Here is a 24,243-nt window from a genome sequence, read left to right on the forward strand (position 1 = left end):
CGCAGACCCGGGATCTCGAAGTTCCTAGCAAGAGATTCTCAGGTGCGCGAGTGCGCACCATAGTTCATCGCTGGCGCGATGCCCCGGAATGACGTTCGTTACTTGGCCATGTAATCGAACGCCACGCTGCCGAGCCCAAGCGTCAGGTCCGCTTTGAAATGCAGCGCCGAGATCACCTCGCGCACCGGCAGGCGGGCGACGTCGCAGAGTGCGTGGGGAAACAGGCCGAGTGCGGCAGGGCCAGTCCACGCTTCCTTCAGCACGACGTCATCGAGATGAAAGCGCACCAGCTCGCAGATCCGCGGGCTGCCGTCGACATGCGGGATGATCTTCAGGATGAAGTTCGGCGACGCCATCGACTTCAGCACCGTGTCGTGGTCGACCTTGCGGTGCTTGTAACCCATCGTGGCCGAAGCGCAGAGTACCGAGCCGTAATGCAGCGAGCCGACCAGGACGTCGCTCTCGACCTCGATCTTGGGCCTCGCGAGCTTCTTCGGAAAGCCCCACAACTCGCGGCCGCCGGCGATCGGGGCCTCGTCGTCCAGATACATCGCGTGGGTGTAGCCGCCCTCCTCGCCCTTGAAGCGGACCGGGATCACCTGCCCGGTTTCGGTGTAGTCGCCGAATCCGGTCGAGTCTGGCATGCGAATGAATTCGTATTTCACCAACGGCTCCGCCACCTCAAGCGGCTCGGGCACGATGGTGGCGAGGGCTTCGGGATCGGTCCTGTAGGTGATGATGAAATATTCGCGGTCGAAGAAGCGATATGGCCCCGGCGGAAATGCCGGATTGGTGAGCGGCATCGAATAAGCGGTGCGGCGGACGTCTTCGATCTTCATGGGAGGCCCCATCTGTCGTTGGCGTGACGGATTATGGATCGGGCCGCCTGCCGATGCGAGATCGTATAATTAGCATCGGTCGTCAAATGCGCGTCACAATATGCCGGCCGTCGGGCTACTTCTCCCTGATCGGCGGCGCGATCTTCTCCGCGGGCGCCGCCGGCAGTGCCGGCTTGGTGGCTGCGCCTTGCGTCTGCGGATCGGGGCGCGCGGGCTCGGGCGCCGGTGTGGTCGGCCGGTCTCCGCCGGGCTTTGATTCAGCCGGAGTCTTGCTCTGATCGTCGGACGGCGTGCCCTGGAGCGGCCCTGTCGCCTGCGCCGTCTGCATCCGGCTCTCGGCGCGGATTTGCGCCAGCGACAGGCCTGACACCACGACGCCGGCTGCAAACAGCGAACAGGCGATCATCAGGTCGATTTTCAGTCTGCGCTTGTCATATTGGCCGGGCATGTCGATCACCGCCTTTGTCCGCGGGATCAACGAAATTGGAGCGCACCGGTTCCGCCGCGGCTAGCGAGCCGCCGGGAACTGAAACTGACGGGGAACCCCAAGCGGATCTTCGATTGTGAGCGTGGCGTTAGTCCCGTCGTCAGCGATGGCGATCTTCGGCGCGGGCTCTTTGTACCAGTAAATCCAATTTGACGCGCTCCATCTTACTCCCGGCCAATCCGCGCTGACCATGTCCCGTTCAAGCAAGCGATCGCCCGACTTGGAAAAAACAACGAGTTGGCACGGATTCCAAAGCATGATGTGCGAAAGCCCGACAACGTATTTCAGATTGGGCGAAATCCAGATGTATGTCAGTGCCGGAACGGGGCGGCGAAATAACTCTGTACCGGTCGTGGTGTCGTGCAAGCGCAGATAGGAATAGTCATTGTCCGCGGTGAAGGGGTTTCTTGTCGAAGAGATCATCTTCCAGCGTGATTTTTCGCTACTATAGCCCCAATCGTGATGATGTTCGGCGCGAAGCGTCCCCGCCTCAGCCGAGATATCGACGACGCCCTCATAGCCGATTCTGTCGGCATGCGCCGGAGCGATGAACGGCACAACTGACGAGAGCGCAATCCGCAGGATTGCTAGGCGGCACAATCGCATAAACAGTCCGCGAGCCTGTTCGGCCATGCCCTCAGTCCGTTGTGCTGACTTCCCAGGTGGCGTGGCGCACGCCCGGCAGGTGCTGAAGATCGGTCGCCACCGCGTTCAGCTCGTTCGGATCGACCGCGGTCGCGACCAGCTTTGCGACGATCTCGATCAGATCGTCCCCGGTCTCGACCACGTCGATATCGGCCACCGGATATTTTGCGCCCTCGAGCTTCTCGACCAGCCGGTCGCGCATGTCGGGCAAGGCATCCGCCGCCACCGCGAGCTTGAAATAGTAGGTCGCCTCCGAAGTCTTCTCATTCAGCGGAATGCGGTTGATGGCGTTGACCAGCGGGCGCAGCATGGTGTTGCCGGCGATGACGAACACGGTCAGCGCGGCCGCCTGCGCGACCATGTCGGCGCCGGCGCAGGAGCCGACCGCGGCCGAGGCCCACAGCGTCGCCGCGGTGTTGAGCCCGCGCACGTCCATGCCCTGCTTCATGATAACGCCGGCGCCGAGGAAGCCGATGCCGGAGACGACGTAGGAGATCACGCGCACCGCGCCGTCGGCCCCGGTCAGGTGCATGGCGAGATCGACGAAGGCGGCCGCACCCACCGCGACCAGCACGTTGGTGCGCAGGCCCGCGGTGCGCTGGCGATACTGCCGCTCGGCGCCGATCAGCGTGCCCAGCACGAAGGCCGTGAACAGGCTGACCAGCGTGTCGGCGAAATCAGCAATCTGGAACGTCGTCAGAAACCGCATGGCCCCCTATACGGCCGGAACGATGACAGATCAAAGCTCCAGCAGGCCGCCGTCCCCATTTTCATCCGCAAACGCCAGCAGCGTGCCCTTGACGTTCCAGGCGAGCGCCGCCACCGGCGGTGTGCCATTGCGGCGGACCAGGATCTCGGCGCCGTCCTCCAGCCGCACCATCAGCACGGTGCCGTCGCTGTAACCCGCGGCGAGGATGTCGTTCTTGGGATGGCAGGCGACGACCGAGACGCGCGCCTGAAGCGGCGCGAGCATCGCGGGCTCCTTGCCCATCGGGCCATCCTTGCTGCCGAACGGCCACAGGATGACGGTATCGGCGCCCGAGGTCGCAAGCGCCTTGCCGCCCGCGCTCCAGGACATCGAGCGAACGCGGCCGGGATAGCCGGTCATGCGCATGTGGCGGTTGTCGGCGAGCCGCCAGCCGTGCAGCGCCGGTTCGTGCATCGCGGTGACCAGGAATTTGTTGTCCGGGCTGAAGGTCACCGCGTGATGCGAGCCGGCCCAGGGCAGGAATTCGGCCGATGCCGCCATGTTCGGAAACCACAGCGTCGCGCCGTTGTAATGCGCAATCGCGAGCCGCAGGCCCTTCGGCGCGAACGCAAGGCCGCCGACGGTCGAGGGCACCTCGAGCGACTTTTCCTCGTTCTTGCCGCTCTTGACGGTCGCCGTCTTGCCGGCGGACCAGGCGAAGGCCCCGTCCGCGTGCAGCGCCACCGCGTCGATCCAGCGGCGCTTGGGGTCGGTGGCGAGCAACGTCACCTCGCCCTTGGCATCGAGCGACACGACCTTGCCGTCGTCGCCGCCCATGACGAGGCGCTTGCCGTCGGACGCGGTCGAGAGAATGCCGCCGCCGTGGACGGCGACGGTGGTGATCTCGCCCTGGCTATCGACGAACGCGACGTTCTCCTCGCCGCCGACGAAGGCGGCGCGGTCACCGAGGAAATGCACCGACGTCACGCCCATGCCGAGCGCGACCGGCTTGACGCGGTCGGTGACGGAGACGATCGAAGCGGAATCGGGGGCGGGCGTAAACTCTTTCATCACGAGACGATGCAGCTCTCAAAACCCTTGCGGATGGCCTCTTCCGGCAATTCGCGGCCGATGAAGACGAGGCGGCTCTCGCGCGGCTCGCCGTCCTTCCATTTCCGCTGGTGGTTACCCTCCAGCATCATATGGACGCCCTGGAAGACGTAGCGGTCATCGTCGTCGTGGAAGGCGAGTATGCCCTTGGAGCGCAGGATCTTGCCGCCCTCGACCTGCACCAGGTTCTGGAGCCAGGGCATGAACATGTTCGGATCGAGCGGCTTGTCGGTCTTGAGCGACAGCGATTGCATGTCCTCGTCGTGATAGTGCTTCAGGCCGTGGCCGTGATCGTGGTGATGATGGTCGTGGCCGTGGTGGTGATGATCATGGTCGTGGTCATGATCGTCGGCCTCCAAAAAGTCCGGCTCGATGTCGAGGATGCGGTCGAGGTCGAACGCGCCGCGGTCGAGCACGTCGGCCAGCGCCACCGAGCAGCGCTCGGTGCGGTGGAGTTTCGCATAGGGGTTGATGGCGCGGATGCGGGCCTCGACCTCGGCGAGCTCACCCTTGGTGACGAGGTCGGTCTTGTTCAGCACGATGACGTCGGCAAAGGCGATCTGGTTCTTGGCCTCGGGCGCGTCCTTCAGACGGTCGGACAGCCATTTGGCGTCGGCAACCGTCACCACCGCGTCGAGGCGCGCGTTCTTCTGCACGTCCTCGTCGACAAAGAAGGTCTGGGCCACCGGCGCCGGATCGGCAAGGCCGGTGGTCTCGACGATGATGGCGTCGAACTTGCCCTTGCGCTTCATCAGCCCGTCCATGATGCGCACGAGGTCGCCGCGCACGGTGCAGCAGATGCAGCCATTGTTCATCTCGAACACTTCCTCATCGGCACCGATGATGAGGTCGTTGTCGATGCCTATCTCGCCGAACTCGTTGACGATGACGGCGTATTTCTTGCCGTGGTTTTCCGAAAGGATGCGGTTCAAAAGCGTTGTCTTGCCGGCGCCGAGATAGCCGGTCAGGACGGTCACGGGAATTTTCTGGGAGGTCGCTTCAGACATAACTACTCCGGGGTCGGGCTCTTTCGCGCGACGCGAGGCGGGGTGGCCCCTGCCCTAGTGGTCAAGCGCGCTGGTCAGGGCCTTTATATTGTGCCTGACCATGTCAATGTAAGTGGGTGCGGACCCCTTTTCACCCGTCAAACCGTCCGAAATCAAGGTCCCGCCGACCTTTGCCCCGGTCTCGGCCGCGATCCGCCGGATCAGGCGGTCGTCGCTGATATTCTCCAAGAATACCGCCGGGATCTTCTGGCCTTTGATCTGGCCGATGATGGCGGCGATGTCCCGCGCGCTCGGCTCGGTTTCGGTGGAGACGCCGAGCGGCGCGATGAACTGGATACCGTATTCGGCGGCGAAATAGCCGAAGGCGTCATGGGTGGAGATCACCTTGCGCCGCTCGGGCGGAATTTTCGCAACGGCCTCGCGCACCTCGCGGTCGAGCGTTTCGAGCTTTTCCAGATAGGCCTTGGCCTGGGCGCGGAAGAACTCCGCGTCCTCGGGATCGGCCGCGGCCAGCGCGTTGGCGATATCCGTCACGTAAACCTTGGCGTTGGGGACGGACTGCCAGGCATGCGGATCGGCAGCCGAGCCAAGCTTCAGGGGCGCGATGCCGGCGCTGGCGGTGACGACCGTTGCCTTGCTGCCGGAGGATTGCACGAGGCGCGGCAGCCAGCCCTCGAGGCCGAGCCCATTGACGACAACGAACTTTGCGTCCGCGATCCGCTTCGCATCGCTTGGCGCCGGAGTGTAGACATGGACGTCGCTGTCGGGGCCGACCAGCGTGGTGACGCTGACCCGGTCGCCGCCGACGTTGCGGACGAAGTCGCCGAGGATCGAGAAGCTCGTGACGACGTTGAGCCGTTCCGCGGCATGCAGCGGCGAGGCGGTCAGCAGCAATGCAAGGAGCAGAAGGAAGCGCATCGCCGTCACGCTTCCAGATGCCGGCCGGGAAACAACTGCCGGACGATGCCGCCGACCCGGCCGAACAGCACCGAGACGATGTAGAGCACGGTCGCGACCAGAATGATCGCGGGGCCCGACGGCACGCGGGTCTGGAACGACAGCACGAGGCCGGCATAGCCCGAGACCGCGGCAGCGACGACCGCGATGCAGATCATCGCCGTGAGATCGCGCGACCAGAACCGCGCGATGCCGGCCGGCAGGATCATCAGCCCCACCGCGAGCAGCGTGCCGAGCGCCTGAAAGCCGTTGACGAGGTTGATCACGACGAGCGCGAGGAAAGCGAGATGCGCAGGCCCCCCGGCCCGGCTGACAGTGCGCAGGAACAGCGGATCGACACTCTCGATCACCAGCGGGCGGTAGATCACGGCGAGCACCAGCAGCGTCACCGTGGCGTTGAAGGCGACCACCAGCAGCGTCTGGTCGTCCATCGCGAGGATGTTGCCGAACAGCACGTGCAGCAGGTCGATATTGGTGCCCTTGATCGAGACGATGGTCACCCCCAGCGCCAGCGAGGCCAGGTAGAAGGTCGCGAGCGACGCGTCCTCCTTCAGCCCGGTCGAGCGCGCGACCACACCGGCGAGGATCGCGACCGCAAAGCCCGCGAACAGGCCGCCGGCCGTCATTGCAAACAGATTGAGACCGGAGAGCAGGAAGCCGACCGCCGCGCCCGGCAGGATCGCATGCGCCATGGCATCGCCGACGAGGCTCATCCGCCGCAGCATCAGGAATACGCCGATCGGCGCGCCCGCGAGCGACAGCGCGATCACGGCGGCAAGCGCGCGCCGCATGAACTCGAATTCGGTGAACGGACCGATCAGCGCGTCATGGAGCATTTGCGGTCACGCCGCCCGCGAGCGGGCATCGTCGGCCGCGCAGGCCGCGGCGCTGTCGTCGAACGCCTCGCACATCCGCATCGCGACCATGAGGTTCTCCGGCGTCAGCACCTCCGCCGTCGGGCCCCATGCCACAGGGCCGCGCGCCAGCACCAGGGTCTCGGTGAAATGGCTGCGCACCATCTCCATGTCATGCAGCGCGGCGAGCACCGTGCGGCCCTCGCCGTGCCAGCGCTTCACCAGCGCGAGCAGGTCAGTCGTGGTCTTGCTGTCGATGGCGTTGAAGGGCTCGTCGAGCACGATCAACCGCGCGTCCTGGAGCAACACGCGCGCGAACAGCACGCGCTGCATCTGACCGCCGGAGAGCGTGCCGATCGGGCGGTTCTCGAAGCCATTCAGCCCAACGGCGCCGATCGCGCGGAGGATTTTTTCGCGCGCGGCTTTGCCGATTCCGCCGAACAGGCCGGTGCCGCGCCACAGGCCGGTGCCGACGAAGTCGAACACCGAGATGGGGAAGCTGCGGTCGATCTCCGCGCTCTGCGGCAGATAGGCGATATCGCGGGAGTCGAGCCCGCCGAGATGGATGCTGCCGTCGAGCGGCCTGAGGATGCCGACGATGCCGCGCAGCAGGGTCGACTTGCCGGCGCCGTTCGGGCCGATCACGGCGACCAGCGCACCCGGCGCAACCTCGCCGTTGAGATGGTGCACGGCCGGATGCCGGTCGTAGCCCAGCGTGACGTTGTGGAAATGCAGCGCCGCCATCGTCACCTCATTGCCAGAAAGACGATGCCCCAGAGCACGGCGCAGACGGCAACGGCGGCCGAGAGGCGGCCCGCCATGGTCATGCGCAGGATCGACCAGGGCGCCGCCTGGGCCGGATGCGGCGAGGTCGCGTCATGGACGTGGGCATGGGTGTGGTCGTGCCCGTGCGAATGCGCGTCGCCATGAGAATGGCCGTGGGCATGGTCGTGATGGTGGGCGTGGGACGCGGCGGGAACCATGTCTGGACGTTATATTATAACATTATGCCTGTCCACGCCGGGCTCAGGGCTTGCCGATCACCATCGCGATGGCGGCCGCCACGAACGGGAACGGCACCGAAACGGCGCAGCGGAACCAGACGAAACGGGCCGGCATGAACGGGATTTCCCACAAAATCACCCGCTGGAAGGCAAACAGCGCCCAGGCGACGACATAGGCGACCACTTGCGGCACCCCGCCGCCCGACTTCAGCGCCACGGTCCCGATGGAGAAGCCGATCACGGGGCCGCCGGGCGTGGCGGCGCCGGCGACCACGGCGGTCGCGACCCCAAGCCAGCCGCTGTCGGGGCCAAGCCAGCCGGTGATCACTTCCTGGGGGATGATGGCGGCGATGTAGCCTGAGCCGATCACCCCCAACGCGATCCGCGGCACGATGTTGATGAAGTCCATCGAGCCTTCGCGCAGCGAGGCCTTGAACACCGGCGGGCCGCGACGGAAAGCGATCAGGCCGACGCCGAAGACCGAGCCCCATAGCAGGATGTCGATGAGGAGCGCCGCGCTCAACTCGCCTCCTCATCGCTGTCACGCTTCGGATAGAGCCGGACATAGACGAAGCGGCCGAGGCCGCCTGCGAGCACCGGCAGCGGCAGCGAGATGACGATCCGCCACAGCGTGAAATCGGTGCCCATGATCGGGATTTCCCAGGCGACCGCCCGGCCGTAGCCGATCAGGGTCCAGCTCACGACCATGGCGATGGTGGCGCCGAAATCGGCGCCGACCGCCAGCAGCGCGCTCGCCACGGGATAGGCGGTGAAAGGACCGCCCGGCAGGATCGCGCCAAAGGCGGTGCCGATCAGAAGGCCCTTCAGGCCGGATTGCGGCCCGAGCGAGCGCGAGACTTTTTCGTGCGGCAGGATCTCGGAGATGAAGGCGCCGAGCAGGCAGCCGGCCAGCACGCGCGGCAGGATGCCGCCGAACAGCGAGAGGTCGTGGGTGAGAATGTCGAGAACGCCGTCGGTGCCGTCACGCCGCCACACCAGCGCCGCGCTGACCGCCACCAGGGCCGCGATGATGATCGTCGACCAGCCGATCGGCTTGCGCACACGGCCCGGCCGCGGCTCGGACTCCGCGTCCTCGGCAGGCGCCGGGTCTTTCGGGGAAGGGTCTGACAACGGGTGTGGGGCGGCTCGATGGTGATGCCCGTCCTGATTAAGGGCGCCGTCCATGCGATGCAAACGGTACGATCACAGACCGATGCGCGCATGACGCAGGACTGGTTCAATCAATTCCGCACAGCAAAAAGGCGGCCGCGCATGCGACCGCCTTGTCTGTCATTCCGGGGCGGCGAAGCCGAACCCGGAATCTCGAGATTCCGGGTTCGATGCTACGCATCGCCCCGGAATGACGGAGTAAAGCCTTACGCCTTGTCGAACAGGGACTCGACGTATTCCCAGTTCACGAGGTTCTCGACGAACGCCTTGAGATAGTCCGGACGGCGGTTGCGATAGTCGATGTAGTAGGAGTGCTCCCAGACGTCGCAGCCGAGGATCGGGGTGGCGCCGTGCACCAGCGGATTCTCGCCGTTCGGGGTCTTGGAGATCTCGAGCTTGCCGTTCTTGACCTGGAGCCAGCACCAGCCGGAGCCGAACTGGCCGACGCCGGCCGCCTGGAAGTCGGTCTTGAACTTCTCGAAGCCGCCGAGGTCCTCGTTGATCTTCTTCTCGAGCTTGCCGGGCAGCTTGGTGCCGCCGCCATTGGGCTTCATCCAGCTCCAGAAGTGGATGTGGTTGTAGTGCTGGCCGGCATTGTTGAACACCGCGGGGTTCTTGCCGAACGAGCCCTTGACGATCTCCTCAAGGGACTTGCCTTCCCATTCGGTGCCCTTGAGCGCGTTGTTGCCGTTGGTGACGTAGGCCTGATGATGCTTGTCGTGGTGGAATTCGAGCGTCTCCTTCGACATGAACTGGCCGAGGGCGTCATAGGCGTAAGGGAGAGGGGGCAGCGTAAAGGTCATGGGTTCTTGTCCGCAACTGGGTGGGGAACGTGTTCTAACGGTCATCCCTTATAGAAGGTTCCGCGGCCGTTAAATACCTCAGAATTTGCGAAAACGCGTGATGGGTGCCGCTTGGCTGGATTGCATAAAATCGTCGCAGCACGCGCTGGTCATCAGCCGTGCGGTTCGCCATAAAATATCGTTGCCTTTGAAGCGCTTATGACAGAACGAATGCGCCACGAAGCGGAGCTGCGAAGGACGAAGCCATGACCATCGAGATCGACATCTTGAACGGCGACGCCTCGTGGCCGATCGCCGAGCCGCTGCATCAGGCGGTCTGGGGACCGCATGTGGTCGCGGACAAGCCCTGGGCTCACGTCAAATGGGACAACGCCCATCTTCGCGTGCTGCTCGAGACGCCCGAGGACGGCCTCGTCTGCCACGTCGGCGTCTACTTTCGCACCGTCACCTGGAACGGGCAGAAGGTTCACGCCGGCGGCATCGGCGGCGTCTGCACGCGCGAGGACCGGCGCGGTCGCGGCTACGCCACCATGGCTATCGACGCGGCGGTGCACACCATGCGCGCCAACGAGGCGGTCCGCTTCGCGCTGCTGTTCTGCGAGCCGCACAATTTTGCGTTCTACGAATCCCGCAGCTGGCTGCCCTTCAAGGGCGAGGTCTATTGCGAGCAGCCGGAGGGGCGGATCCGCTTCGACTACATGGCGCCGTACGTCTTCAACATCGTCCGCGCGCCGACGCTGGGCACCATCGACCTATGCGGCTTGCCCTGGTGAGCCCTGCGTGACCGGAGGGCTGGTGCCAGAGAGCCACGCCCTGTAATATGTCGGTCATCATCCAATATTCCGCACCGTGGACATGACGATCGACGCCCCCATAGACGCCGCCCCGCCGCGTGCACCGGTCGCCTCCACCATCGCCAGCCTGCTGACGGCGCCGATCCTGCCGACGCTGCTGCGGCTCGCGATCCCCAACATGATCGCGATGGTCGGCAGCACGCTGGTCGCGATCGCCGAGACCTCCTATATCGGCCGGCTCGGCACCATCCCGCTCGCGGCGATCGCGCTGGTGTTCCCGTTCGCGATGCTGACGCAGATGATGAGCGCGGGCGCGATGGGCGGCGGCGTCTCATCCGCGATCAGCCGCGCGCTCGGCGCCGGGGATCGCGACCGCGCCGCGACGCTGGCGCTGCATGCCGCCATCATCGGCCTCTGCGGCGGGCTGTTCTTCACGGTAACGATGCTGGTCTTCGGCCGCTCGTTCTTCACGCTGCTCGGCGGCCGCGAGCGCGTGCTCGAGGAAGCCAGCGGTTATTCGCAGGTGCTGTTCTCCGGCGCGGTCGCGATCTGGCTCGTCAACACGCTGGCCTCGGTGATCCGCGGCACCGGCGACATGCGCCTGCCCTCGATGACACTGATCGGGGCAAGCGTGCTCCAGATCGCGCTCGGCGGCACGCTGGGGCTCGGCCTGTTCGGCGTGAAGCAATTCGGCATGCCGGGCGTCGCCGCCGGCCAGTTGATCGCATTCACCTGCGCCGCGGTCTTCTTCCTCTGGTATCTCTTGTCAGGCCGCAGCCGGCTGCCGCTGGATTTCCGCGCGTTTCATTTTGAGCGCGCGATGTTCCTGGACATCCTCAAGGTGGGCGCGGTCGCCTGCCTCTCGCCGCTGCAGACCGTGCTCACCATTCTGATCTTCACCAGGATCCTGGCGACGTTCGGCACCGAGATGCTGGCCGGTTACGGCATCGGCTCGCGGCTGGAATTTCTGCTGATCCCGATCACCTTCGCCTTCGGCATCGCCTCGGTGCCGATGGTCGGCATGGCGATCGGCGCCGGGCATGTGAAGCGCGCACGGCGCGTGGCCTGGACCGCAGCCGCGGCGTCCGCCCTCACCGTCGGCCTGATCGGACTCGTCATTGCGCTCGATCCCGCGTTGTGTGCCTCGCTCTTCACGGCCGACCCCGGCGTCACCGCCGCCGCGCACAGCTATTTCCACTGGGCCGGCCCGGCCTTCGCGTTCTTCGGCATGGGCGTGTCGCTGTACTTCTCCTCGCAGGGCGCCGCGCGCGTCGGCGGACCGGTGCTGGCCTCCACCGCGCGGCTTCTGATCGTCGCGATCGGCGGCGGCGTCCTCATAATGGCGCAAGCGCCGGCCTGGACCTTGTTCGCGCTGGTCGGCGGCGCGATGGTGGTGTTCGGACTGTCTACCGCGGCCTCCGTCGCTTTCGCGCGCTGGGGCAAATGAGCGCAGGCAAATAAGCGCGGGAATGTGATTCCATCCAGCGTTGCACTATCCTGCTGGGCTGCTATGGAGGCGCTCCACTTCGGGGCCCCTCCATGATTTCCAGATTCGCTACTCTCATCGTCCTTCTGGCTGCGCTGCTTGGCGCGACTGCCGCCCAGGCGCAGAGCGCCGACGGGACCTGGCTCACACAGGCCGGTGACGCCCGCGTCAAGATCAGCAAGTGCGGCGGCGGCCTCTGCGGCGTTATCATCTGGCTGCGCGAACCCATGGACACCGCGACCGGCCAGCCCGCCACCGACAGCAAGAATCCCAATCCCGCGCTGGCGAGACGGCCGATGATCGGCCTGCCGTTGTTCAGCGGCATGCAGCCGTCCGGCCCGAACAAATGGTCGGGCCAGATCTACAATGCCGACGACGGCAGCACCTATGCGAGCAGCGTCTCGGTCACGGGTGCAGACTCGCTGCGGGTCGAAGGCTGCGTCGGCGCGCTTTGCGGGGGCGAAACCTGGACGCGCGCGGGACGCTAGCGCTTCAAGCCATCATCGCCTTCAGCGCCGTCGCCGCCGAGGCGTAGCCGCCCCGCGCGCCGTCGATGAAGTGCACGTGGTCGCTGCGCAGCGCCGACGGCGTGAAGCAGGTCATCATCGCGGCGTCCTGCGGGTAGAGGCCGTAGCGCACGACGCCCTCGCGCGCGGCAGCCGCGAGACGATCGCTGAGGGTGCGTTCGAGCTCGGGTGTACAGTCGAGGATCATGCGCAGGCCGTCGTCATATTTCCTGAAGTCCGAGTTCTCGACCACCTGACGTTTGTAGAGGTTGGGCACGAAACCGCCGACCTTGATGTCGAAGCGCATGATCAGATAGGCGAACAGCGTGTAGGCCAGCACGCCGGCGCGGCGCGCGAGCAGCGGGCCGCCGCGCTTGGTGCGGGCTTCGTAGTCCAGCCCCTGCGGCGGCCATTTCAGCGGCGGCCCCTGTGGCGGCACCGGGCGGGCGCCGTCCGGGCTGCGTTCGACGAGGTGGATGATGTCCTCGATCACCTTGCGGAACGCCGGCGGGTCCGCGCCGCGTGCCGGCATCACCAGAACCGACAGGATCAGGCCGCGCGAGGCCGGAATCACCTCGAAGCGGCAGGACAGGCCGGACAGATCCGGCTGCGTGCCGGCCGGCGCCTCAGCGACGGCGAACTCGCCGCGCTTCATCGCGGCGTCGGCCCAGGCGAGCCCGCCGCCGGAGAACATCGCATAGGACAGGTTCGCCGACGGACCGAAGCGCGCGACGCGCACGTCGAGACCTTGCGCCCGGATCGCACTCACCGGCACCAGCGCAACACGCATCGTCAGATCGAGATCCTCCCGTACCCAGGTCGCGGTCGCAGCCAGCGCGTCCCGGGCGCGATCGAGATCGCCGGGCGCGACCGCAAAGCTCGCGCCGTCACCGCCGAACACGAAGGGGAATTCCCGTCCCTCAAGCGCATTGGTCACCGCCGCGATCACGGCAGCGCCGGCCATGTTGACCGCCTTGTAGCGCTGCGCCGCGATCGCCTTGGTGGAATCGACGATGTCGGCGACACCGATGCTCCAGTCATCCGGCAGCGACGCATAGAGCGCGGGGTCCATCAGGCTGGTGAAGCCGCGGAAGACGGGGATGCCGCCATAGAAGGATTCGCCTGATGTCATCGGATGATGCCGAATGGTTGGACGCGTCCAGGAGAAGTACGTGGCAGGACCGATCCGGGTTCGCCGGCTGGCGCCCCCTCGAAGTCCCGATCATTGGCCGAAATGGCGGCGGACAACAAGATCGCACCGCGCCGCAATGCCGCAGCTTGTCATTGATCAGCATCAAACAGCCGGCCGAAAATGACGTTTACGGTTGAGCCATCTGAAATGGTTGCGCGGGATGATCGGGGTGTCTGATTTTGGTAGCAAGGACTCCACCTCGCCGGTACGCCGACGCACGGGGCTGGACGCGATCAGTGCGGTGAAAATGCCGGAGCTGCTGACCGCCACTGTCGATGCCTGGGCGGAGGCCCATCAACTGTCGCGCTCGGATGCGATCTGCAAGCTGGTCGAGTTCGGCCTGAGGATCGCGCCTCCCACACCGGCATCGGGGTCCACGGTCGTCTCGGACGCGACCAGGCTCGAGGAGCTCGCGGTGCATGAGATCGAGGGACTGCTCGATCCCGCATTGCCGGAGGACGAACGCGAGCGTCGCATCCGCCGCCTCACCGAAGGGCCGCCGGAATTCTCACACGAACGGATTGACCTGCCTAAGCCTCGGACGTGAGCGACTAGTGCAGCTTCTCATCCTCACGGTTGCGCAAGGCGTCGTGAGACGCGTCATGGCAGCCGACCAAGCGCACGAATTGCTGCGGGTACATCTCGTGACCGTGATCGCCGGAATTCTGGTGCGTCATCGGCGGACAACGGACGTCGTCCGGCTTCGCGCGCGATTGCTCCGTCCGGCCCTGATTTGAAGCGGTCATGTTTCGCATGGTCATGCACTGCTCCCTGTCGATTGGGGCAGATCGATTGACGTAACCCAATCGATTGCGGGGGCATCTTACGACCAAATCCGGTCGAATGTCATTGCGCCGAATCAATGCAATTGTGGCGGTGAAGTTCCGCCTTACGCCGTGTTCCCGGCGTCGACCGTGAACACGGTGCCCGTGACGTTGCGGCCGCCATCGCCGAGCAGATATTCCACCATCCGTGCGACGTCTTCCGTCTCCGGCAGCCGGCGCAATGCACTTCGGCCCGCGATGCGTTTGCGTCCTTCGTCGGAGAGATTGTGAGTCAGCTCGGTGTCGATGAAACCAGGCGCAATCGCGTTCACGGTGATGCCGAGCTTGCCGACTTCACGTGCGAGCGAGCGGGTAAAGCCGGTGGCGGCCGCCTTGGTCGCGCCATAGACGGACAGGCCGTTATAGCCGGTCGTCGCGATGATCGAGGAGATGTTGATGATGCGGCCGGCACCATCGGCCATCATCTGCCGTGCGACATATTTGGTGAGAATGATCGGCGACAGCACGTTGAGCTGCACCAGCGCCTCGATCTCGGAATTGTGCATGGTCGCGAGCAGGCCTTCGGTGCCGAGGCCGGCATTGTTGACGAGGCCGTAGATCGGGCCGAATTCGTCGCGCACGAGCTTTGCGAAAGCGGGAATCGCGTCGATCACCGCGAGATCGCAGGCTCGGAAATGCAGACGGCCCTCGGACTCGCCAATGGCGGCCCTGAGCTCGTCGCTCTCGCGCCGCGCTGCGGCAATCACGTTGTAGCCGGTGCCAGCCAGACGCTTGCCGATCGCAAGGCCGATACCGCGGCTGCCGCCGGTGACGAGGACATTATGCATCGGTGCGCGCCAGTTTGCCGGCCGGGGTGACGTCGAGCGTCTCGACGAAGCGGATCACCGCCGGCACCTTGTGGGAAGCGAGCTGCGCGCGGCATTGATCCAGGATCTGGTCGCGAATCTCCTTCGCGCGCGCCTGGTCGGTGCCGTCGGCGAGGATCACGTCGGCGACCACGATGCCGCCGGTGATCGGACTCTTCCGCGACTTGGCCCGCGACATCCGGACGTCGGAATGGCGATTGATGACAGCCTCGATCTCCTCGGGGTGGACCTTCAGCCCACCGATATTGATGATGCCGCCGCGGCGGCCGACGAAATAATAGCGGTCGCCGCGCAGCTCGACAATATCGCCGCTGTCGACAAATCCGTCATCATCGGTGAGTGCGGCGGCGTCGCGGCCGATATAGGCATGTGCGGTGCGCATCGAGCGGATGCGCAGCGAGCCGTCCACGACCTTCATCTCGACGCCGTTGCGGTTGCCGAGATAGTCGGCCGGAAAGCCTTCGAGCCCGTCATTCACGGCGAAGCCGACACCGGCCTCGGTCGAGGCGTAGGCATGGCCGACCGAGGAATTCGGGAATGCCGCCTTCAGGCCGTCGAGCACCGCCTGGTCGGCGATCTCGCCGGAGAGACGGACGTAAGCCGGCGCGAATTGCGCGGCCGAGCCGCTCATCAGAAGCTTGCGCCAGTGCGAGGGCGTGCCGGAGATGTGGGAGACCGCGCGCGCGTTCAGCCGCGCGACGTGATCGGCGAGGGCCTCATGCGGATCCGACAGCACCATGGAGCCGCCGGAGAGGATGGCGCGGAGGAAGATCTGGAGGCCGCCATAGCGGCGAATGTCGTAGAACGTCGCCCACACCGGCGCCGGTCCGCGCGCGGGGCCTTCGGCGACGATCGCGCCGGTCAGCGCTTCCAGCGTATGGCCGGCGATCTTCGGCACGCCTGACGTGCCCGAGGTCAGCATCAGCCATTCGGTGACGCGCTCGGTCTGCGCGGGCGCGGTGGCTTGAAGCGGCAATTGTGCGGTGACGACCAGCGGCACGCCGGTCTCAGCCCAGCGATCGGGCTCGTCGGTGACGACGGCATCGATCCCGGCATCCGCGATCAGCGCGTCCAGATACGCCGGATTGAGATCGGGCGGACACAGCAGCATGCGGCGGGCGATGCCGTCGAGCTCGATCATGGCAAGGCCCGACCGGAGCTGGTCGGACAATTTGAGCAGCACCGCGCGGCCGGACAGCTCGCGCAGGCGGCCGCCCAGGACCGTCTGCGACAGGATGTCGGTCAGCGACACGACATCGTGCGCATCCGACAGCGTACGGCCCTTCAGCTCCGCGCCGAGATGATCGCGAAGCGCAAAGATCTCACGCGGGGACATTTTCGTAGGCCCGCACGAAATCGCCGACCGTGGCGGGGAACGCTGCGTCCTCGGAAATGGTGAACGGATCGACACCGGTCTCGTCCTCGAGCCGAGCGACAAGGATCGCGAAGGCGAGCGAGTCGAAACCCGTCTCGTGCAGGGACAGATCATCCGAGAGCGCGGGAAGCGCGACGTGCTGTTCCTTGGCGATCTGCTGGATCGCTTCAATGACCTTGGACCTTACCGACATGGCTGGCTTGCCTCTTGCTTTGTTGATCGATCGTATGTCTTGCGGCGGCTCTTGATGACCGCCTCCCCATGGCCGTCTGCTTACCCGACAGAAGTAAATGGCTTCTTGGACAATTCAGATAAAATTGGACCTATCTGGCGGATTTTGCCGTGAGTTCAAAGTGAGGTGAGCACTACTCTCTCATTCCCTCCCCCCTTGTGGGGGAGGGGCAGGGAGGGGGGCCACACGGGGACTCCCTCCATCGCTTCCAGGCAGCTTGCGAACTCTCAGACACCTTTTGCTGGGCTACCCCCTCCCTAACCCTCCCCCACAAGGGGGGGAGGGAACGCAGGGAGTTCGTGGCGGCGATTCTCGTTTATCCGTTTAGAACCTGATCGCACCGTCGACGATTTGCGCATAAGCCTCGGAAGTCAGTGCGACATAGTCGCCGGATTTCGGCTCCGCCATGAACAGCGGCTCGGAGATCGCGCCGGGGTCGAATCCCTCGCGCGCGAGCTCGCCCTTCTTCTGCTTGAACGTCTCGGTCGCATCGAGCTCGCGCGAGATGCGGATGAAGACCGGGCGGGCGTAGGCCGGCAGGCGCTGTGCGAGATGCGCGGGCAATGCCGCGACGTCAAATCCCTCGTTCACGACGATTGCGCTCATGCCGGCGCGGCCGTCGGTGCCAGGGATGCTGACGCCGTAAGTGGTGGCGTCGATGACGCCGGTAAAATCGCGCACGGCGTCGTTGACCTCCGAGGTCGCGACGTTCTCGCCCTTCCAGCGAAAGGTGTCGCCGATGCGATCGACGAAATGGAAGAAGCCCTTGTCGTCGAGCCGCATCAGATCGCCGGTGCGGAACCAGGCATCGCCCCTGGCGAAGACGTCACGCAGGATCTTCTTCTCGGTCTCCCCGGCGTCCGTGTAGCCCTCGAAGCGGCCGCCGCCCTGGTCCGCCGTGCCGATGCGGCCGATGGCCTCGCCCGCCTCGCCGCGGGCGGAGGCGATGCAAAGACCCTCTTCATTGCGCAACGGCGCGCCGCTGTCAGGGTCGAGCTTGACGAGGCTCGCGGGGAAACGATGCGCGAGCAGCGGCGGGATGCGGCCGATCGCGCCGGGCTGGCCCTCGACGTTGAACAGCGAGAAATTGCCTTCGGTCGCCGCATAGAATTCGAGGATGCGAGGAATGGCGAAGCGGGTCTGAAAGTCCTCCCAGATGTCGCCGCGCAGGCCGTTGCCGCAGACGAGCCGCAGCCGATGGCGGTTCTCGTATTCCGACGGCGGCGCCTTGAGCAGATAGCGGCAGAGCTCGCCGATATACTGGAACAGCGTGCAGTCGTGCCGCACGATGTCGGACCAGAAATTCGACGCCGAGAACTTGTCCGCGATCACCACCGAGCCGCCGGCGGCCAGCATGCTGCACGGCGCGACGATGCCGCCGACCGAGTGGAACAGCGGCAGACAATCGTAGAGCCGGTCCTGTGGGCCGGCGCCGGTGAGGCCGGCGAACCAAAAGCCCCAATTGAGGATGCGGCGATGGCTGATGCTGGCGGCCTTGGGCAGGCCTGTCGTGCCGGACGTGTAGATCAGCAGCGCGCGATCATCGATGGTGACGTCGCCGTGCTCTCCGGGACAAAGCGGGCCGTCGTCGAGCGCGGCAAGCGCGACGTCGATGGCCCGCTCGCTGCGGGCATCGCCATGGGTCCAGACCTCGGCCTCGGTCTTCAGATGTGGCTTCGCACTCTCCAGCGTCTCCACCAGGTCGTGCGCGACGATGATGTGCAGGGGCCTCGCGACATCGAGGCAATGCGCGAGCGATTGCCCGACAAGCTTTGTATTGATCAGTGCGACCACACCGCCGATCCGGCTGATGCCGAGCCAGGCGGCAACGTAGTCGAGGCCGTTCGGCATGATCAGGCCGACAGTTTCGCCCTTGCTCACACCGACCGAGCGCGCCCAGCGCGCATAGCGGTTGATGCGTTTCGACAAACCTTCGTAGTCGAGCGCTGCGTCATCCGTGATCAGCGCGACGCGGTCGGGCTGACGCTGCGCCCAATCGTCGACGACGTCGGCAAACAGCCGGCCCGGCAGCGTCTCGATCCGCGCGGTCAGCTCGATCGCCTTCAGCCAGATCTTTGACGCCGATGGCGCGCGCGCGGCCTTCGGTTGCTCGATGACGCCGGTGGTCATGCCGTTCATACTTTCGGAACGTGTCTGCTGGTTCCCCAAGCTTAGCCCGCGCGCCCTGCCCAGGTGTTAAGAGACAAGGTAAAAGCCGGTTAGTGCGCGATTAACTCTAGTCATCCTTTACCAAGCCGGTGGGATCGGCGTGCGCCGCAGCGCAATTCTTGCGATACCAAGACGAGTCATTTGGGCGCGCTGCGCGTGTCCTCGCCTCGGCTGCGGGGACAGGGGAATTGGAGACGACCATGATCACCAAGCGACATTTCCTCCACACCGCCGCCTGTGCCGTCGCTGCGCTAGTAGCGCCGCGCGCCTTTGCGATCGGCAACCCCTCCTATCCATCGCGCAGCGTGAAATGGGTGGTGCCTTATGCCCCGGGCGGCGCCACCGACGTGCTGTCGCGGCTGCTCTGCCAGCGCCTGTCCGACCGGCTCGGCCAGACCTTCGTCGTCGAGAACAAGCCGGGCGCCGGCAGCAATATCGGGACGCAGGCGGTCATCACGTCCGCCCCTGACGGCTACACGCTGCTGCTGACCTCGACCGCGAACGCGATCAACGCCTCGTTCGATCCTTCGCTGCCGTATGATTTCGCCAAGAGCATCGCGCCGATCGCGGGTGTCGCGCGGATTCCGCTGGTGCTGGTCGTCAACAACGACCTGCCGGTGAAGACCGTCGCCGACTTCATCGCCTACGCCAAGGCCAATCCCGGCCAGATGTCGATCGCTTCCTCCGGCATCGGCACCTCGCTGCATCTGTCCGGCGAGCTGTTCAAGTCGCTGGCCGGCGTGCGGTTCACCCACGTCCCCTATCGCGGCTCGGCGCCGGGCCTGACCGACGTGATGAGCGGCCAGATCCAGGGCATGTTCGACAACGTCACCTCGTCCTTCGAGCTGGTGCGCGCCGGAAAGCTGCGCGCGCTCGGCGTCACCACGCGCGAGCGTTCGGAGATCCTGCCGGACGTGCCGCCGATCGCGGAGACGCTGCCCGGCTACGAGACGAGCTCATTCTACGGCGTCGGCGCCCCGCACGACACGCCGCGCGAGATCGTCGATCTTCTCAATCGCGAGATCGACACCGCGCTCTCCGACGCCGAGATCAAGGTCCGCATCGCCGAACTCGGCGCGATCCCGCTGCACGGCAATGCCGGCGAGTTCGGCGGCATGCTGACGGCGGAGACCGAGCGCTGGCGCAAGGTGGTCGAGCTGTCGGGGATCAAGAAGGAATAGCGTTTCCCGAGGTGCAAGCCACGCCTCCGCAGCGGCGTCAGTCTGCCGTGAATTCGAGGTTGAACCGGATTGGATTGACGGGAGTGGTGACGAACTTAACGCTTTTGCCGCTCAACCCGGCGAACGGACCCGAACCGAATTTGACGATCCCCTTGCCCGAGGACTCGACGCCAATGGGCTTGCCGTCCTTCATGACCGCCTGAGCGGAGCCTTCGATCAGTTGCGTGACGAGACGTCCACCGGGAATCCGGTGCACGCCACCACCGAATACGATGATCGCTTTTGGGCCGTCCCATTCCACCGCATTGGAGGCGGAATAGACCGCGCCTTTCAGCAGGCCATCGACACCGACGCAGACGTAGTCCTGAGTCACCAAATTGTGGTCGGGGCGGTCGCCGATCGGCTCCTGGCTATAGAAACCGGCGGTGCTGCATTCGTAACGCGCGATCATGTCCGCGCGGGCCGGCTGGGAAACGGCGATCAAACCAAAGGCCGCGCCGATGAGCGTGATAACGGTGCGCTTGTTCATGCAGATGTCCTCGCCTCAAGCGCCCGATCTAACAGGCCGGCGTGATGCCGGGCTCCTGATGCCGAGCTTCGAGACAAGGGTGACGAGGATTGCAATTCCGCGCGTTGATCTGGGTCAACCGCAGGAGGCGCTGGCGACTGGTGAAAGCACAGGGATTGGTGGCCGCGTAGTCAGCGCTAGCCGCTTCGCCTGTGACGCTGGCGCGGCGACGGCACGCTGACCGGATAATACGGATTGAGATCGCAGGTCGCGGCGCGGCCCGCCGCCGTGGCGCGACACTGCGGCAGCGAGGTGAAGGAGCAGTCATACCACTCCCCGCCGCCGCCGCTCGAGCCGGAATAGACGTGCATGCAGACGGGATAGCGGGGATCGAAGGTTTGCGCATGCGACGGCGCGGCCGCGACCACCGCACCGATGCTTACGATCAGGCCGAACGAGAAACGCATGAGCAGTGCTCCAGCGTGCCGCATCGCGGATCGCTATTGTTGCACCTTCTTGTGACGCCGGCGCGGCGGCGGCGGAGGCTCGTCAAAAGCGTAATAGGGATTGAGGTCGCAGCTCGCGGAGCGGCCCGACGCCGTGGCGCGGCACTGCGGCAGCGAGGTGAAGGAGCAGTCGTAATAGTCGCCGCCGCCGCCCCAACCGCCGGGCGTGTAGACGTGCATGCACACCGGATAGCGCGGGTCATAGGTCTGGGCGCGCGCATCTGCCGCAGCAAACAGCGTGACAATCGCGGTGAGGGTCAGGATCGGCAAACGCATGGAGACATCCTCGAATCGGTAGCGTCGGCGGATCGGGTGCCGACGGCCTGATATGGCATAACACCACGCCGGAGGCGACTGTTCCGAAGTACAGATGACGGCAAGGTGAGGCGGTGCGCCGCGGCGCTATCCGCCGAGCCCCTGCAACACGAGCCGGTTCAACCTCGCCGCAAACGCCGCCGGGTCCTCCGGCAACTCGCCGTCCAGGATCTGCGCCTGCTCGAGCAGGAGCAGGCTGAGATCGTCGACGGCCTTGGAGCCGGCCTGAGCCTTGGTGATCGCCCCCACCATCGGATGGCGCAGATTGATCTCGAGGACCGGCTTGGCGCGCATGCCGCGGTTCTGCTGCGACAGGATTCGCTCGAGCTCGCGGCTCGGCCCCTGGCTGTCGGCAACGAGGCAGGAGGCCGAGCTGGTGAGGCGCGTGGACGCCTTGACGTCGCTGACGCGCTCGCCGAGGGCGGCCTTGATCACCGCGATGGTGGCGGCCTCGTCCGCCTCCGGCTCGTCCTTCTTCGCCTCGTCCGTCGCGTCGACGCGCGGGATCAGGTCGAGATTGAGATCGCCCAGGCTCAGCGACTTCAGCGGCTTGCCCTCGAACTCCGTCGGCATCGAGGTCCAGAAGGCATCGACCGGATCGGACAGCAGCAGCACCTCGATGCCGCGCGCGGTCGCCGCCTCGAGCCGCGGGTTGGACTTCAGCCGTTCGATGCTGTCACCGACGAGATAATAGATCTCGGTCTGGTTCGGCTTGAAATCGGCGACAACCTGCTTCAGCGACCGCTTCTCGCCCGTCGTGGTGGTGAAGCGCGACAGCGCCAGCAGCTTTTCGCGACGCTCGAAATCCTCGTAGATGCCCTCTTTCAGCACCGCGCCGAAAGCATCCCAGATCTTCGCGAAGTTCTCCGCGTCCTTCTCGGCGAGGCCCTCGAGCTCGGACACGACACGGGTCGCCACGGCCTTGCGGATCTGCACGAGCTGCGGATTGTTCTGGAGCATCTCGCGCGAGATGTTGAGCGGAAGATCCTCGCTGTCGACGACGCCGCGGATGAAGCGCAGATAGCCCGGGAGCAGATCGGCATCATCGGTGATGAAGACGCGGCGGACATAGAGCTTGACGCGCCCCTTGCGCGAGGGCTCGAACAGGTCGAACGGCTTGGTCGACGGCGCAAACAGCAGCACAGCGTAGGAGTAGCGGCCCTCGGCGCGGTAGTGCAGCGTCATCGCAGGGTCGTCGAAGGCGGAGGCGATCTGCTGATAGGCCTTCTTGTAGTCCTCGGCTGAAAGCTCCGATTTCGATCGCTGCCACAGCGCGCTCGCCGAGTTGATCTGGCGCGGCTCGCCCTCTTCCGGCACCAGCTCGATGGGAAACAGGATGTTGTCGGAATAGGCACCGACGATGCGCTCGATCTCGTAGGTCTCGAGATATTTCTTGGCGTCGTCCTTCAGGTGCAGGACGATCTCGGTGCCGCATGTCACGCGCGCCGCGTCTTCCTCGCTGGCCCGCGCGATCTCGAAGCCGGAGCCGCCGGAGGACGTCCAGCTCCAGACGTCGCTCTCGCCGGCGCGGCGGCTGACGACGACGATCTTGTCGGCGACCATGAAGGCGGAATAGAAGCCGACGCCGAACTGGCCGATCAGGCCGAGGCCGTCCTTGGCCTCCTTCAGCTTCGAGACGAACGCCTTGGTGCCAGAGCGGGCGATGGTGCCGAGATGGTCGATCAGCTCCTGCCGCTCCATGCCGATGCCGTTATCGGCGATCGTGAGCGTTCCGGCCGTCTTGTTCGGGATGATGCGGATCTTGAGCGCGTCGCCCTCGCCCAGCAGCGCGGGACTTTCGATCGCCTCGTAGCGGAGCTTGTCACAGGCATCCGAGGCGTTGGAGACGAGCTCGCGCAGGAAGATGTCGGTCTCCGAATAGACGGAGTGCACCATGAGGTGCAGCAGCTCGGAAACCTCGGCCTGGAAGGGCTGCGTATGCACAGCTGTATCTGACGTCGTCATGCGTTTACCCGGTCAATCAAAAGGGGAAAACCGGGATATAACGCGATGGGACGGCGGATCAAGAGGACGTGAGCAGCCGTCCCTGCCCGCGGCAGAGGCAGCCTGTCCCTTGACCTGTCCCTTGGCCTGGGGCGATCAGGTCACGCAGCGGCCCGGCTGGAGCAGCTTGGCGACCTCGGTCAGGGAGCTGACCATCGGCTCGCAGGCGATGGTCGGCTTGTTGCGGCCCTGCTTCTGATTCTGGTTCTGGAGCGTCACCGGCGGCTTTGCATTGCCGGTCTCGATCACCGCGGGGACCCGCAGCAGCACCGAGGTATCGGCAAGGTCGTTCAGCCGCATCGACACGGTGCGGGTGGGAACCGCCGCCGACTTGATCTCGGCGAGCCGGTCGGCCTTGCCGGTCCGATTGACGTCGTGGCCGGGCTTGTCGGCGACCGCCTGCCAGCGGTCGGCCAGATCATGGCCGGAGGCCAGTTGCACCTGCGCCGCGCCGAGCATCGCGGCAATCGCGGCGGCGCCCAAAAATACCTTTTGAATCTGTGACATGGCTGTCGACCCCTCGCCCCATGGCGATCGCGGGAACAACGCAGCCGGAGGAGCGGGGGTTCTCGGCAGTCACGATCACTTAACCGTGTGCGAAAAAGGTCGCGCCGCGAAAAATATTTCGGGAGCCCTGGAACGACTTCCGCGCCTGGGAGTCGTATCAACAGCCGGCTATTCCCCCCTGCCCCATAAGCCGGCGACGTAGGGCGCGACTGTGGTGATGCCAGTCGCGCCTTACTTTTTTTCTTTTCTTATT

General features: G+C 65.3%; 29 protein-coding genes. 5 read left to right on the forward strand and 24 right to left on the reverse strand.

Going from position 1 to position 24,243, the window contains the following annotated elements; genetic code table 11:
- Positions 1–98: 98 nt before the first annotated feature.
- The 13 genes from WN73_RS10070 to WN73_RS10130 form a co-directional block, all read right to left on the reverse strand.
- Positions 99–839, reverse strand: coding sequence for an acetoacetate decarboxylase (locus tag WN73_RS10070; RefSeq protein WP_028173848.1), 741 nt, complete (start codon positions 837–839; stop codon positions 99–101).
- Between the two features lie 115 nt (positions 840–954).
- Positions 955–1,287 carry a hypothetical protein gene (locus WN73_RS10075; protein ID WP_028173847.1) on the reverse strand — a complete coding sequence of 111 codons (333 nt, stop codon included), beginning with the start codon at positions 1,285–1,287 and terminating at the stop codon, positions 955–957.
- A gap of 60 nt (positions 1,288–1,347) precedes the next feature.
- On the reverse strand, positions 1,348–1,959 hold the full coding sequence (locus tag WN73_RS10080; RefSeq protein WP_053815142.1) for a hypothetical protein: 612 nt from the start codon (positions 1,957–1,959) through the stop codon (positions 1,348–1,350).
- A gap of 4 nt (positions 1,960–1,963) precedes the next feature.
- Positions 1,964–2,680, reverse strand: coding sequence for an MgtC/SapB family protein (locus tag WN73_RS10085; protein ID WP_011090491.1), 717 nt, complete (start codon positions 2,678–2,680; stop codon positions 1,964–1,966).
- A 30-nt stretch (positions 2,681–2,710) separates the two neighbouring features.
- Complete coding sequence (locus tag WN73_RS10090; protein WP_028173845.1) at positions 2,711–3,730, reverse strand: WD40 repeat domain-containing protein; 1,020 nt, start codon at positions 3,728–3,730, stop codon at positions 2,711–2,713.
- Positions 3,730–4,776: a CobW family GTP-binding protein gene (locus WN73_RS10095; protein WP_011090493.1), complete on the reverse strand. Its 1,047-nt coding sequence runs from the start codon at positions 4,774–4,776 to the stop codon at positions 3,730–3,732. Before WN73_RS10095 ends, WN73_RS10090 begins: the two co-directional genes overlap by 1 nt.
- 54 nt (positions 4,777–4,830) lie before the next feature.
- Positions 4,831–5,694, reverse strand: coding sequence for a metal ABC transporter substrate-binding protein (locus WN73_RS10100; protein WP_028173844.1), 864 nt, complete (start codon positions 5,692–5,694; stop codon positions 4,831–4,833).
- A 5-nt stretch (positions 5,695–5,699) separates the two neighbouring features.
- Complete coding sequence (locus WN73_RS10105; protein WP_011090495.1) at positions 5,700–6,569, reverse strand: metal ABC transporter permease; 870 nt, start codon at positions 6,567–6,569, stop codon at positions 5,700–5,702.
- 6 nt (positions 6,570–6,575) lie between these two features.
- Positions 6,576–7,331 (reverse strand): metal ABC transporter ATP-binding protein, encoded by a 756-nt coding sequence (locus tag WN73_RS10110; protein WP_028173843.1) that lies wholly within the window; start codon positions 7,329–7,331, stop codon positions 6,576–6,578.
- Between the two features lie 2 nt (positions 7,332–7,333).
- A complete protein-coding gene (locus WN73_RS10115; protein WP_028173842.1) occupies positions 7,334–7,570 on the reverse strand; it encodes a hypothetical protein in 237 nt (78 codons plus the stop codon).
- Between the two features lie 43 nt (positions 7,571–7,613).
- Positions 7,614–8,114: a hypothetical protein gene (locus WN73_RS10120; RefSeq protein ID WP_008138982.1), complete on the reverse strand. Its 501-nt coding sequence runs from the start codon at positions 8,112–8,114 to the stop codon at positions 7,614–7,616.
- Positions 8,111–8,722 (reverse strand): permease, encoded by a 612-nt coding sequence (locus tag WN73_RS10125; protein WP_028173841.1) that lies wholly within the window; start codon positions 8,720–8,722, stop codon positions 8,111–8,113. Before WN73_RS10125 ends, WN73_RS10120 begins: the two co-directional genes overlap by 4 nt.
- 245 nt (positions 8,723–8,967) lie before the next feature.
- Entirely contained in the window at positions 8,968–9,564 is a 597-nt protein-coding gene (locus WN73_RS10130) for a superoxide dismutase (protein WP_014491764.1), read from the reverse strand.
- A 245-nt stretch (positions 9,565–9,809) separates the two neighbouring features.
- Here WN73_RS10130 and WN73_RS10135 point away from each other — a divergent pair, with 245 nt between their 5' ends.
- From WN73_RS10135 to WN73_RS10145, 3 genes are all read left to right on the forward strand, one after another.
- Complete coding sequence (locus WN73_RS10135; protein ID WP_028173840.1) at positions 9,810–10,337, forward strand: GNAT family N-acetyltransferase; 528 nt, start codon at positions 9,810–9,812, stop codon at positions 10,335–10,337.
- Between the two features lie 82 nt (positions 10,338–10,419).
- Positions 10,420–11,805, forward strand: coding sequence for an MATE family efflux transporter (locus tag WN73_RS10140; protein ID WP_271552592.1), 1,386 nt, complete (start codon positions 10,420–10,422; stop codon positions 11,803–11,805).
- Between the two features lie 92 nt (positions 11,806–11,897).
- Positions 11,898–12,332, forward strand: coding sequence for a DUF2147 domain-containing protein (locus WN73_RS10145; protein ID WP_028173838.1), 435 nt, complete (start codon positions 11,898–11,900; stop codon positions 12,330–12,332).
- A 4-nt stretch (positions 12,333–12,336) separates the two neighbouring features.
- Here the strand turns inward: WN73_RS10145 and WN73_RS10150 are convergent, their stop codons facing one another.
- A complete protein-coding gene (locus WN73_RS10150) occupies positions 12,337–13,482 on the reverse strand; it encodes a DUF3095 domain-containing protein (protein WP_028173837.1) in 1,146 nt (381 codons plus the stop codon).
- A 220-nt stretch (positions 13,483–13,702) separates the two neighbouring features.
- On the opposite strand from WN73_RS10150, the gene WN73_RS10155 reads away from it, so the two are divergent.
- Complete coding sequence (locus WN73_RS10155; RefSeq protein WP_028173836.1) at positions 13,703–14,089, forward strand: hypothetical protein; 387 nt, start codon at positions 13,703–13,705, stop codon at positions 14,087–14,089.
- A gap of 4 nt (positions 14,090–14,093) precedes the next feature.
- On the opposite strand, the gene WN73_RS10160 is transcribed toward WN73_RS10155, so the two are convergent.
- The 5 genes from WN73_RS10160 to WN73_RS10180 all read right to left on the reverse strand — a co-directional run bounded on the left by WN73_RS10160 (position 14,094) and on the right by WN73_RS10180 (position 18,939).
- A complete protein-coding gene (locus tag WN73_RS10160) occupies positions 14,094–14,303 on the reverse strand; it encodes a hypothetical protein (RefSeq protein WP_028173835.1) in 210 nt (69 codons plus the stop codon).
- Positions 14,304–14,431: 128 nt separating this feature from the next.
- On the reverse strand, positions 14,432–15,154 hold the full coding sequence (locus WN73_RS10165) for an SDR family NAD(P)-dependent oxidoreductase (protein ID WP_028173834.1): 723 nt from the start codon (positions 15,152–15,154) through the stop codon (positions 14,432–14,434).
- A complete protein-coding gene (locus WN73_RS10170; protein ID WP_028173833.1) occupies positions 15,147–16,529 on the reverse strand; it encodes a class I adenylate-forming enzyme family protein in 1,383 nt (460 codons plus the stop codon). Before WN73_RS10170 ends, WN73_RS10165 begins: the two co-directional genes overlap by 8 nt.
- Complete coding sequence (locus WN73_RS10175) at positions 16,516–16,761, reverse strand: acyl carrier protein (RefSeq protein ID WP_007597226.1); 246 nt, start codon at positions 16,759–16,761, stop codon at positions 16,516–16,518. The genes WN73_RS10170 and WN73_RS10175 overlap by 14 nt, the downstream gene beginning before the upstream one ends.
- 363 nt (positions 16,762–17,124) lie before the next feature.
- Positions 17,125–18,939 (reverse strand): long-chain-acyl-CoA synthetase, encoded by a 1,815-nt coding sequence (locus WN73_RS10180; RefSeq protein WP_028173832.1) that lies wholly within the window; start codon positions 18,937–18,939, stop codon positions 17,125–17,127.
- Between the two features lie 230 nt (positions 18,940–19,169).
- Here WN73_RS10180 and WN73_RS10185 point away from each other — a divergent pair, with 230 nt between their 5' ends.
- Positions 19,170–20,150 carry a Bug family tripartite tricarboxylate transporter substrate binding protein gene (locus WN73_RS10185; protein ID WP_028173831.1) on the forward strand — a complete coding sequence of 327 codons (981 nt, stop codon included), beginning with the start codon at positions 19,170–19,172 and terminating at the stop codon, positions 20,148–20,150.
- A gap of 37 nt (positions 20,151–20,187) precedes the next feature.
- Here the strand turns inward: WN73_RS10185 and WN73_RS10190 are convergent, their stop codons facing one another.
- From WN73_RS10190 to WN73_RS10210, 5 genes are all read right to left on the reverse strand, one after another.
- Complete coding sequence (locus tag WN73_RS10190) at positions 20,188–20,679, reverse strand: hypothetical protein (RefSeq protein WP_271552599.1); 492 nt, start codon at positions 20,677–20,679, stop codon at positions 20,188–20,190.
- A gap of 176 nt (positions 20,680–20,855) precedes the next feature.
- Positions 20,856–21,125: a DUF3551 domain-containing protein gene (locus WN73_RS10195; protein WP_028173829.1), complete on the reverse strand. Its 270-nt coding sequence runs from the start codon at positions 21,123–21,125 to the stop codon at positions 20,856–20,858.
- Between the two features lie 33 nt (positions 21,126–21,158).
- Positions 21,159–21,440: a DUF3551 domain-containing protein gene (locus tag WN73_RS10200; RefSeq protein WP_028173828.1), complete on the reverse strand. Its 282-nt coding sequence runs from the start codon at positions 21,438–21,440 to the stop codon at positions 21,159–21,161.
- A gap of 126 nt (positions 21,441–21,566) precedes the next feature.
- Positions 21,567–23,444 carry a molecular chaperone HtpG gene (gene htpG / locus WN73_RS10205; protein WP_271552601.1) on the reverse strand — a complete coding sequence of 626 codons (1,878 nt, stop codon included), beginning with the start codon at positions 23,442–23,444 and terminating at the stop codon, positions 21,567–21,569.
- Between the two features lie 135 nt (positions 23,445–23,579).
- Entirely contained in the window at positions 23,580–23,990 is a 411-nt protein-coding gene (locus WN73_RS10210) for a hypothetical protein (RefSeq protein ID WP_028173826.1), read from the reverse strand.
- Between the last annotated feature and the right edge of the window lie 253 nt (positions 23,991–24,243).

The sequence above is a fragment of the Bradyrhizobium sp. CCBAU 45394 genome (assembly GCF_028128655.1).
Classification (GTDB): Bacteria; Pseudomonadota; Alphaproteobacteria; order Rhizobiales; family Xanthobacteraceae; genus Bradyrhizobium; species Bradyrhizobium diazoefficiens.